The organism is Bdellovibrionota bacterium (assembly GCA_035292885.1).
Classification (GTDB): Bacteria; Bdellovibrionota_G; JALEGL01; order JALEGL01; family DATDPG01; genus DATDPG01.
In genome coordinates this window covers 1-3,317 of the sequence record DATDPG010000190.1, presented here as the reverse complement: position 1 = coordinate 3,317, position 3,317 = coordinate 1, and the positions used below count along the sequence as shown (strand labels likewise).

The following is a 3,317-nucleotide window of genomic DNA, read 5'->3' as shown; positions in this document are numbered from 1 at the left end:
GTTTCGGCGAAAGGGATCCGATCCGGCGCTGCAACCGACAGCGAGCTTTGAAACCGAGCTTCGCGCGGATTTGGAATCGGCGCCCACCGCCAAAGTGAAGGAAAAGGGTCTTTCCTGGATCGTCCTGGAAGATGAGAAGGGAACGATACGATACGAACTCTCCGGAACGCCTCCATATGCGACACTTCAGCGAATGGCTCCGGATGAAAGTCCGTCTCTCCGAATCGAACGGGTAGCCTTTCTCCGATTCGACGCTTCAGACGCCAATGACTGGTTCCTTCCGGATCAACCCTCCCCGGCCGAACTTGCGCGGATAGAAAAAATCCGGGTCGACATCGGAATTCACGAAGCGGCTGAAACGCCGGAATATTATGTAAACGACAAGATCAACGGTATCGACCTGGACGGAAACCCGACCAACGGCACGGCGAGGATCAAGAGCCGCCGGTTCGGCTTAATTCTTCGGCATTAGCCATGAAGCATCGTTATCCGGCCCAAATCCTTTCGACCCGGTGGGCCAGATCGATGTCCTTTGCGGTCACACCTCCCGACACGTGGGTCCAGCAGGAAAAGGTCACGTCCCGATAATGGATGAACATATCCGGATGATGATCGAGTTCCTCGGCCAACCTCGCTATCTCAACCATTTTCGAGATTCCTTCCATAAATGATTGTGATTTAAACGTTTTTTGTATCGCCACTCCGGATACTTTCCAGCCGGGAAGGTCCGTGAGCGCCATTTCCAATTCCGCTGACTTGAGCACGGGGGGGTGATTCATAGCGCCTCCATTGAAACAGTCCTGCAGAGTTCTGCAAGAGGAGTATTGACCTTCCCGCCGGGCAGTGATTGTTTGCGTCTTTCTCGGTTTCACAAGGTTCAGGAGGATTCATTGGCGATTGGGGGAAAAGCAACGGCCGAAGGGACCGGGCGTTACGCTCGGAAGCAACAGCAGGTCGATTCCGCTCATTACCGGGAAAACGCCGGGATTCGTATCTCGGATTTAGGGATCGGCACGTATCTCGGCTCCCATGACGAGGAAACCGATCAACGCTATACCGAGGCCGTCGCCGAAGCTCTTCAAAAAGGGATCAACGTCGTCGACACGGCGATCAATTATCGGTTCCAGAGAAGCGAACGATCCGTCGGCGAGGCCGTTCGCCGATCCATCGAGAACGGGGCCGTCCGCCGAGACGAGATCGTGATCGCCACAAAGGGAGGATTTCTATCGTTCGACGGCGCCCCTCCGAGAGACCCGATGGCCTACCTCCAGGAAACTTTCTTTGATTCTGGGATTATCCGTCCCCAAGACATCGTCGCCGGTTGTCACTCGATGCATCCGGATTATGTTCGGCATCAACTCCATTCGAGCTTGAAAAACCTCGGTCTCGATACGATCGATATCTATTACCTGCACAACGTCGAAACCCAACTGGAAGAGATCGACAACCCGGAATTTGAAAAACGGCTCGGCTCCGCCTTTTCGGCTCTAGAGGAGGAGGCCGCCAACGGTGCCATCGTGCGATACGGACTGGCCACGTGGGACGGTTTTCGCGTTCCGCCGAGCGTTCGCAATCACCTGTCACTGGAACGAATTCTTGAAATCGCGAAATCGGCAGGCGGAGAGCGACATCGTTTCAGTGTCGTCCAGCTGCCCTTTAATTTCGTTTACCGGGAGGCGGCCGTGGCTCCCACTCAAATGTGGAAAGGGCGATTGGTCCCGTTTCTTCATGCCGCGGCCGAGGCGAACATCCTCGTGATGGCCAGTGTGCCGCTTTTTCAGGGGAAACTCTTGGGCCAGCTGCCCGCTCCCCTCGCCGCGGAATTTAAGGGGGTGAGAACGGATGCCCAGCGGGCGATTTCGTTCGTCGCCGCGACACCGGGCCTTCACACGGCACTCGCCGGCATGAGCAGCATTACTCACGTGGAAGAGAATACAAATTATCTCCAGGCGCCGCGTTTGGATTCCTCCGCATGGGTCCGAATTATCCAAAATCTCGGAAGGTCGTTTGCATGAACGAACGTCTTCCGTTTGGGGAACAGATCGGAATGATCCGCTCGCCGATCCCCGGACCGCGCTCTATCGACCTCGGCAAACGGCTCGGCAAAGTCGAGGCGCCCGGAATCACGTATATCAGCAACGATTTTCCGGTCTTTTGGGAACAGGCGCACGGATCGAACGTACAAGATGTCGATGGAAATATTTTCGTCGATTTGTCAGCGGCGTTCGGCGTAGCGAGTCTGGGCCATCGTCAACCCGCCGTGACCGCCGCGATCAGCCGGCAGTTGGCGCGATTGCCCCACGGCATGGGCGACGTGCATCCGCCCGCCATCAAAGTCGAATTGCTGGAGTGGCTGACTCTTGCGTTTCCCCAGCCCGGTGCGCAGGCCATTCTTTGTTCTTCCGGTTCCGAAGCCGTGGAGGCGGCACTCAAAACGGCAGCCCTGGTTTCAGGTCGACCGGGGGTTATCAGTTTTGAAGGGGCGTACCACGGTTTGAGTTACGGGACGCTCGCGGTGAGCGGCCAACTGAAATTTCGGGAGCCTTTTCACCGACAATTGGGGCAGTTCGCCCGACGCGCACGTTTTCCCCGTTATCAGAACGATCGCAACCGCGAAGTCATCGAGCAATCGATTGCGGAACTTCAGCAGATCGTAAATGAATCCCAAAAAACCCAAGTTCCTGTGGGAGCGATTTTGCTGGAACCGATCCAGGGGCGCGCAGGAGTGATCGTGCCGCCGCAGGGATGGCTGCGCGAAATTCGAGATTTCGCCAACCGGAACCACTTGGTTCTCATCGCCGACGAAATCATGACCGGCTTTGGCCGGACCGGCACCCGATTCGCCGTGGACCGGGAGAAGGTGGTGCCGGATTTGCTCTGCGTGGGAAAAGCCCTCACCGGCACTCTCCCCTTTGCCGCTTGTGTCGGAACCGAAGCCGTGATGCATGGCTGGCCGGTATCCACCGGCGAAGCTTTGCACACGAATACATTTCTCGGACATCCCCTCGGCTGTGCCGCTGCACTGGCGTCGATTCATGAGATCGAAAACAAAGACCTGGCTACCCGTGCCGACCGCCTCGGCCGGGAGGCGATGACGGAGATGCGAAGCTGGCAGAGATCTCTCCCGATGATTGAGGAAGTTCGGGGCCGCGGATTCATGATCGGCCTGGCGCTGAGCCAGGACCGACGGACCGGACTGGCCTTCGACGTCGCCAAGCGGGCGCTGGCCAAGGGCCTCATCATTCTCCCGAGCGGCATGAACGGAAATGTACTGACGATTTCGCCCCCGCTGACGATCGGAGGCCGCCAGCTCGAGT

4 protein-coding genes are annotated in these 3,317 nt (G+C 57.4%); 3 read left to right on the top strand and 1 reads right to left on the bottom strand.

The genetic code is table 11. From position 1 onward, the window contains the following. Positions 1-472: hypothetical protein (locus VI895_13955; GenBank protein ID HLG20905.1), on the top strand; the 472-nt coding region annotated here is incomplete at its 5' end. Positions 473-485: 13 nt separating this feature from the next. On the opposite strand, the gene VI895_13950 is transcribed toward VI895_13955, so the two are convergent. Further along, positions 486-779 (bottom strand): 4a-hydroxytetrahydrobiopterin dehydratase, encoded by a 294-nt coding sequence (locus VI895_13950; GenBank protein HLG20904.1) that lies wholly within the window; start codon positions 777-779, stop codon positions 486-488. A gap of 111 nt (positions 780-890) precedes the next feature. Here VI895_13950 and VI895_13945 point away from each other — a divergent pair, with 111 nt between their 5' ends. Both VI895_13945 and VI895_13940 read left to right on the top strand, forming a co-directional pair. Next, on the top strand, positions 891-2,015 hold the full coding sequence (locus VI895_13945; protein HLG20903.1) for an aldo/keto reductase: 1,125 nt from the start codon (positions 891-893) through the stop codon (positions 2,013-2,015). Continuing rightward, on the top strand, positions 2,012-3,317 hold a 1,306-nt coding region (locus tag VI895_13940), incomplete at its 3' end, for an aminotransferase class III-fold pyridoxal phosphate-dependent enzyme (GenBank protein ID HLG20902.1). The genes VI895_13945 and VI895_13940, both read left to right, overlap by 4 nt.